The 6,274-nt window shown below is 29.4% G+C and carries 1 protein-coding gene and 3 pseudogenes; all 4 read right to left on the bottom strand.

Annotated elements, in window-relative coordinates:
• Positions 1-32: 32 nt before the first annotated feature.
• A pseudogene (locus FBE93_RS08220) lies at positions 33-1,762 on the bottom strand (ShlB/FhaC/HecB family hemolysin secretion/activation protein).
• Between the two features lie 58 nt (positions 1,763-1,820).
• A pseudogene (locus tag FBE93_RS08215) lies at positions 1,821-1,961 on the bottom strand (hypothetical protein).
• Positions 1,949-3,568 (bottom strand): filamentous hemagglutinin N-terminal domain-containing protein, encoded by a 1,620-nt coding sequence (locus FBE93_RS08210; protein ID WP_165434361.1) that lies wholly within the window; start codon positions 3,566-3,568, stop codon positions 1,949-1,951. Before FBE93_RS08210 ends, FBE93_RS08215 begins: the two are co-directional and overlap by 13 nt.
• 372 nt (positions 3,569-3,940) lie before the next feature.
• Positions 3,941-6,225: pseudogene (locus tag FBE93_RS08205) on the bottom strand (hypothetical protein); the annotation flags it as partial.
• Positions 6,226-6,274 lie beyond the last annotated feature (49 nt).

Here is a 6,274-nt window from a genome sequence, read left to right as displayed (position 1 = left end):
CACCCTTAGCAAGAAAAACTTCTTGCTAAAACTCAAAAATACTTCCCAAAGCTTACATAAGCTTTAGAACTATAATCATCATCTAGTTTATACTTCTTTAAAGCTCTAGCTAAATCAAGCTTGACATAAAAATTCCCTGTTTTATTATAAAGCAGTTGTAAACCATAAGCATCCATATAGTTTGTATAAGAATCATTCTCATACCAAGAATAACCTATATCATAAAAAGGAGTGATATAAAAATCTTTTAAAGGAGTAGTCATTCTAAGTCCAAAGCTAGCCACTACAGCATTATCTCCTTCTCCATCTCCATTATTATAAGCCCTTACTCCATAAGGACCTCCTAAAGATATGGTTTCACTACTATCTAATGTAGCTCCATTGATAACTTGTTGATAATTTAAACTAAAAAGATGAGTAAAGGTATCATTAAAGAAATAAGCATTGTTAAGATTGACATTAAGTTTAGCAAATTTTCCAAATTCTACTCCACCTACTTTGCTTGTTCCTATACCTACTATAGTCATACCTTCATCTTTAACATTACCATAGCTTACATTAGCACTATAAGAAAAACTATCATTGCTAATGCCATTATAAACTCCTTCTATACCAAAGCTTATCGTATCAGAGCTTTTATCAAAGGTTAAAATATCAAATTTAGAATCACTAAGTTTTTTATGATAATAGCTTGAAGTTAAATAAAAAGAATTATAAGTCGTAATCCACAAAGGATATTTTAAATCTATACCTAGATTTTCAGAAGTTCCTATAAAGTCAATTTCTCTCCAAATTCCCCCTAAAGCATAGTTTCCTTTAGAATAACTTGGAGTGATTTTTAAATTCCCTAAGAAAGTAGTATAGCTTATACCATAGTTAGTTTGTGCTTCATCGCTTCTTTGCAAATAAGCATTAAGACTATCTCCTTGATGAGCTATGTTATTAAAACTCATACTAGCACCACCCCTATATCTACCTGATTCTTTTATACCGTAATTATCCCCATAAAATAATGCAGAAACAAAGCTATCACTAGGGGTAGTTTCTATCACTACATCTGTTTCACCTGGATTATCTCCTGCTTTTAAAGAAGCAAGGGTTTGTATGCCATACATTTCATTGACTTTATAAACCGCATCTTCTACTAATTTAGTAGCGATGATTTTACCTTTATGATTAGGTAATTTACTTTCTATAGCATAATCTCTTACACTAGAATTGTTTTGAACCACATATTTACCTAAAACACCTAAGGTGATATTGATTTGAATTTGATCTTTTAATTCTTGTTGTGGGATATAAGCTGTAGCAGCAGGATAACCACTAACTTGAACATAATAAGAAATGATTTGGCTATATCTTGTAAGTCTTGAACTGAAATACTTTCTTTTTTGTAATCGTTTAAGGCTTCTTGTAAAACTTGCTCATCTGAACCTAGATCTTTAAAGTTTATGTTTTTATTGGTAATATGAAAGTTAAAGCTAACTTTATGAATTGATTCTTCTTTAGAAGTATTTTTTAAAGAAGGAGTGTTTGAATTTGGGGTTTTAGTTTTTAAAGTATTATCATTAGACAAGTTAGGTTGATTTTTTTGAGTGTTGTTATTATCTTTTTGAATGTTTTTCTTTGTGTTAGCGGTTTTTGAATTATTATCATCACTAGTATTAGAATGATCTATGATAATCACTCCATCTTTTACTTTTAAAGTGTTATTGTAGTTTTTTAAGTTAGCATCTTCTTTATAAGGAGATTGTTCTAACATTTGTATGGTTTTTTTATTATCTTTAGTATCACTAGCATAAAGGCTTAAGATAGCTAAACTAGATAGTAAGATAATGCGTTTTATTTAAATTTTCCTTAGTGTTTGTTTGATTTTTAATCTTTAAACTTTGTTTGTTTTATTAATTTTTAACAAGATCCAAAAGGCTTTTAACCTTTTGGATTTTAATCATCTTGAGCAAGGATTTCCTGCTTTAAAATTATCCGATACTATACAAGCATTACCACTTTCTTGAGTACTGGCTTCATCTATACTTGCTTGTTTATCATCTTCATTGATATTTGGATCTTCATCTGTAGTTTGCATAAGCAAAGCTGTAGCAATGTCAGGTTCTTGTTGTCCTATGGTATCATTTGGATTGTTATTAGAACCGTTGTTGTTACCATTGTTAATATCACCTGAATCGGTTCCATCGTTTCCGTTGTTGGAACCACTATTGTTATCATTAGGCTTGCTAACATCTTTCAAATTTGCACTATATTGCCCATTAACTGTGAGTTTATAATTATCTATACTTGCACTTGCAATAGTTTGTTTATTTGTTTCAAGATTAGAATTATTCGAACTCGTGGCATCTTTAAGAGCTGTTGTAGCTTGTTGCAAAACTATATATTTACTATTCATTTCTGTTTTAAGCGTTTCTAAGACTTTTGAATCTCCAATTTTCAAAGCTTTATTGTAAAGCTCCACTATGGTATTATAATTATTTAATGCATCATCGTAAGCTTTTTGAGTATTTTTTTGTTCTTCAGTAGTTTTAGCAATTTGAGAAAGTGTGTTTTTAACAGTGTTGATGGATTTACCTGCTTTTTCCACATTTTCATAAGAAGTTGAAAGAGCTTCTTTTAATTTTGCATTTTCATTTGTGCTCGCTTGTCCATATAGAGCAGCCATAAAATCTATACTTTGTAAGATATCTTCTGATAATTTATTTTTTAACTCCGAATCAGTATAAATTGTAAAAATATCATCTATATTTGCATAAGAATTAAATTTTAAACTATTAAATATAGAGTTTATAACCTCACTTGAAATATCATCTTTAGTGATAAGATCACTAGTTTCTTTATAGCCTTTATCAATACCAACAAGACTATCTGCAGGCCCAGTGATACCTTTGGAAGGTCTTATATTTGGTGTTCTAATACTATTAGAAACTTTAAAAATATCCTTTGCGGCTCCTTCTTTTGTAAAAATAAATTTACCATAATCAGTGCTACCGTATTTAATATTTGAAACTTGATTACCCGCCATAACCACTCTATCATATACACTAATAGTTCCTAAATTTATAACATTTCCTGCATTGGATTTAATTACAGGTGATATTGTTCTAGGATCTCCATCAAATGCTGAAATTTTTCCACTACTCGCAAATTCTTGCATCTCTTTATCTCCTATCGATGAAGCAGATAAAAACACTCTATTTGCATTAATACTTCCATCTTTATCCACTACTATACCATTAGGATTGATTAAAAAGATATTGTTTGTACCACCTTCTAGCTTTCCATCTATATGAGAGCTTTTAGAACCATAGACAATATTTAAGTAGTTATAGCCATTACCTTTAAAATTTACAGTTTCACCATTTGCTATATTAAAACCACCACCCCATTGGATAACAGAGTTTTGTTTATTGCCAGTGATATTCATTATGCCATTGCTTGAACTTATACTTCCACTTGTTCCATGAGTGAACTTACCCCCACTTGGTAAAGCATAGCTTTGTGTAAAAAGTAAAGAATCTACAACTAAAGACAAAGAAAGTTTATTTAACTTTTTCATGACTTGCTCCTTTTTGTAAGATTAAGATTTAAGAATCTTTTGTTTATATTTATAAAAATACAAGCAAATCATTCCTATCTTTAAGATAGGAATGATTTATTTTATCTTTGCGTAAATGCTTTTGCCATCTTGAGATATTCTTACTTCATAAGAAAGCTTTTGTAAATTCATCTTTTTTAATTTATCTATAGAACTTAGTTTAAAATCTTCTTTGTTTTTTTGCATTTTTTCAATAAAGCTTTGAAGTTCTTCTTGATTTAAAGTATTAGAGTTTTTATCTATAAAACCTTGCTCACTTTGTAAGATTAAGATTTCTTTATTTTTAAGGTAGGGGTATTGCTCTTTGAGGGTATAAAGAGCTAATACTCCCTCGCTAGAAATATTAATAGGAGCATCGTATGACTTCAAAAGGGGAGTTGTGTTGATTTTATTGGATACAATAAGATAATAATGCTCAAAGTTATTAATAATTCTAGCTTCAACTTTAGTATTTAAAATCAGTCTATTGTTTTTACTTAAACTGATATCTGAAGGAGCTACAGCATTAGAAGCATTATTGCTATCTTCATAATGCACCAACGCTCCTGCTAATATATCTATGAAAGTGTTTTTAAATATATTTAAATTCCCACCTATATATAAGGTGTTATTGTAAGATTTAGCTTCACTTAAACCTGTAATGGCTGAAGGAGCTATAAAAATAGAATTGTTATTTTTATACTCATCAAGATTAAGATTGTTTATGATTAAGGTATTATCATGGGCATTGTTTGAAAGTCCAGCTATAATACTTAAAATTCCTTCTCTTTTATCTGAAGCTACACCAAATAAAGTATCATTGATAATGATTTTATTATAAGCAGCTTCATTATAAGCCATAATCAAATAAGCATTATCAGCTGCATTAGAAGAATAGTTTTTTATATCTATGGTATTATGATTGGCTTTATCTAAAGCTCTTATGATGATTTTAGAACCTTTATCTATATTACTTGCATCGGTAATGCTTTGAACATTGTTGTAATTTATAGTATTATAAGAGGCTTCTTTAGCTTCTGTTAATACAGTTAAATTTCTAAAAGAAGCAAAGTCTTTAATCACTACTTCATTGTTATTAGCACTACTAGGATAAAAGTCTTGGTTATTAAGAATATTTTTCTTAGCTGTATAAATGTATACAGGTAAGGTTGACATAGAATTATTGATATAAATTTTATTATAATCTGCACTGCCTTCTAAGGTTCTAGCAGCTACAATATTTAAAGCATCTTTATAGTTTTGAGAAAGATCGGTTGTAGTAAGATCGTTTTTAATGTTAATGGTATTATGATTAGCTCCTTTAGTTGCAAAGCCACCATAAAAAGAATGTTGGTTATAACCTAAGAAGTTATTAGCGATTTCTAAAGGATGTTTTAATTCTATATTTAAGGTATTATAATTTGCTTCTCCATTATTAGAAGCTCCTGCATAGAAGTTAAATAAAGCTTGAGCAAAAATGTTCTCATTGTTTTTATCTTTTTTTAGGTTTTTAATATCTTTTAAATTGATAGTATTATCTAAGGCTTGTCCTTGTTCGGTTTTTCCACCCCAAAAATCAGTAAATAAAACAGAATTATAAGCTAGGGGTTGTTTATCATGGTTCATATACATATCAAGATTAAAACCATCTATGTCTAAAAGGTTTTTACTGGCTTGAAAGTTTTATCCGTTCCACTATCTATATAACCTGCGCTAATATGAGCAGCAGCTAAACTAGCATAAGCTTTGCTTGGACCATGAATAATCATATTAGCATCTTTGATAAAGATTTTATTGTTTTTTACATTACCTTGATAAGCTAAACCACCTACAAGGTGAGTGATTCTTTCGTCAAAGGTATTATTACCATTTTTATCTTTTTTAGGTAAGGAAGTAAAAAACTCTACACTGCTACCTGCTTCTATATTTAAACTATTATTTGTAGAATCTCCATAAGTGGCTATAGCTCCGATTAAATAAGGAGCACCATTTAAGGCTAAATCATAAGTGTTCTCAACTCCCATACTAATATGAGCATCTTTTTGAAGTATGGTTTGGTTATAGCTTGCATTACCATAATGAGTAAAGGTAGAACTCATTAAGAAATTCATGCGTTGATTGCTTTTAGAATTACTAGGGTTTTTTATATGAGTATCTTTAGGTTTAAGATAAAAAACTGAACTAAGTTCTCCTTGTTCTAATATAAGTTTATTATAACTTGCATCAGCATGATCGGTTTTTGCTGTGATTAAAAAAGGAAGCACTCTAACTGTTTTTATACTATGATCGGCTGTATTAACACCATGCCTTGCTTTAAAAGAAAGAACTTCATCTTCTCTCATATCAGGAGTAAGTAAATAATGTTTAAAATTTAAATCGTTTATATTTGTAATATTTAGTTTAGGATTGTTATATATTAAAGTAATATTGTTAATATCTTGTTTAGAACTCTTAGCATAATAATTGATACCTTGGAGTTTTTTATAAGTAGAATTGCTTTTATCATAAAGTTCGTTATCATTAAAATAATGCTATGGAATATTGAAATTTCGATTGTCTTTAGTATTTGCTTGAGTGGCTGCAAAAGCGTTGATACTTAAGAAGGTAACAATAGAAAGTTTAAAACAAAATTTCTCTATACCCCCCCCATGAAGTTAAAAAGCTTAATAGCTGGCATAGATGTCCTTG

The sequence above is a fragment of the Campylobacter sp. CFSAN093229 genome (genome assembly GCF_011068225.1).
GTDB lineage: Bacteria > Campylobacterota > Campylobacteria > Campylobacterales > Campylobacteraceae > Campylobacter_D > Campylobacter_D jejuni.
This window is presented reverse-complemented; position numbering and strand designations above follow the sequence as displayed.